A 1,279-nucleotide genomic window follows, 5' to 3' on the forward strand; every position below is an offset into this window, starting at 1 on the left:
CCCATGGGTAGATGAGGCCAAATTCATCAAGGTCTCCGGCGTCGAAGAGCGCGTAATCAAGACTTACAAGTTCGAGGATATTCCAGAAGCCTCAGGGGTGACCCCATGACCTCCATCGCCTACATGGCCTGGCACATCTGCACGGGATCGTGGTGATGAGCGCCGCCGCCAAGATTCTGGACCCCTGCTGCGGAAGCCGCATGTTCTGGTTCGATAAGGATGACCAGCGCGCCCTGTTCGGCGACATCCGAGACGAGAAGCATGTGCTTTGTGATGGTCGGGTATTGAAGGTCGAGCCGAACGTCATCATGGACTTCCGTTCGCTGCCGTTCGAAGCCGACACCTTCCGCATGGTGGTGTTCGATCCGCCACACCTGACCCGGGCGGGTGTCGACAGCTGGATGCGCGCCAAATACGGAATGCTTACCAGTGATTGGCGCGAGGATCTCCGCCAAGGCTTCGCTGAATGCTTCCGCGTCCTCGAGCCGGAAGGAATCCTGATCTTCAAATGGAACGAGACCCAGGTGCTAGTCAGCGAATTGCTCGCGCTTACCGATCAGAAACCGCTGTTTGGCCACAAATCTGGAAAGCGTGAAAAGACACACTGGTTCACGTTCATGAAGCGCGCCGCCAAGTAATACCTGCGAGCACCCCCCCTTCGCTCGCAGGAAACCCCCAATTCAACTACCAGCCTGCCGGTGAATGGCGGGCGAGGAGTTCTGCATGTCAGATTTAATGCGAGCCCAAGCGTTCTGCATCGCAGCGCATTGCGCCGTCGGCCAGAAGCGAAAATATACCGGTGAGGATTACCATCATCACCCGATAGAAGTTGCAGAACTGATCCAGGCGCATGCCGCTGACTGCACGGAAGAAATGCTGATCGCAGCTCACCTGCACGATGTCGTCGAGGACACCCAAGTCGAACTGTCAATTATTGCTCAACAGTTCGGATCGGTTGTCGCAGGGTACGTCGAGCAGCTGACCGACGTATCGCGACCAGAGGATGGCAACCGGGCGGCGCGTAAAGCGATCGATCTTGAGCATACAGCCTTGGCTTGCCCAAACGCCCAGACCATCAAGCTGGCCGACCTGATCAGCAACACCCGGAGCATAGTCGCGCGCGATCCGGTGTTCGCTGTTACGTATCTGGCCGAAAAGCGTCTGCTGCTCAATGTGCTTAAGGCTGGCGATCCGGCCCTGTATCAAATGGCCTATCAACTGGCCTACCCCGCCTAATCCACCACCTTCTGCCGCCACGCGCGGCATGGAGCAGTACGCG

General features: G+C 57.6%; 2 protein-coding genes. Both read left to right on the forward strand.

The features are described 5' to 3' along the window. The first annotated feature begins 155 nt into the window (after positions 1–155). Positions 156–638, forward strand: coding sequence for a class I SAM-dependent methyltransferase (locus K0F75_RS25365; RefSeq protein WP_219064699.1), 483 nt, complete (start codon positions 156–158; stop codon positions 636–638). A gap of 85 nt (positions 639–723) precedes the next feature. After that, positions 724–1,236 carry an HD domain-containing protein gene (locus K0F75_RS25370; RefSeq protein WP_219064700.1) on the forward strand — a complete coding sequence of 171 codons (513 nt, stop codon included), beginning with the start codon at positions 724–726 and terminating at the stop codon, positions 1,234–1,236. Positions 1,237–1,279 lie beyond the last annotated feature (43 nt).

Source organism: Pseudomonas sp. UMAB-08 (assembly GCF_900095225.1).
Lineage (GTDB): Bacteria > Pseudomonadota > Gammaproteobacteria > Pseudomonadales > Pseudomonadaceae > Aquipseudomonas.

Bases quoted from the DNA above. Each gene is read 5' to 3' on its own strand.
- K0F75_RS25365 (WP_219064699.1), top strand. From the start codon at position 156: ATGAGCGCCGCCGCCAAGATTCTGGACCCCTGCTGCGGAAGCCGCATG.
- K0F75_RS25370 (WP_219064700.1), top strand. From the start codon at position 724: ATGTCAGATTTAATGCGAGCCCAAGCGTTCTGCATCGCAGCGCATTGC.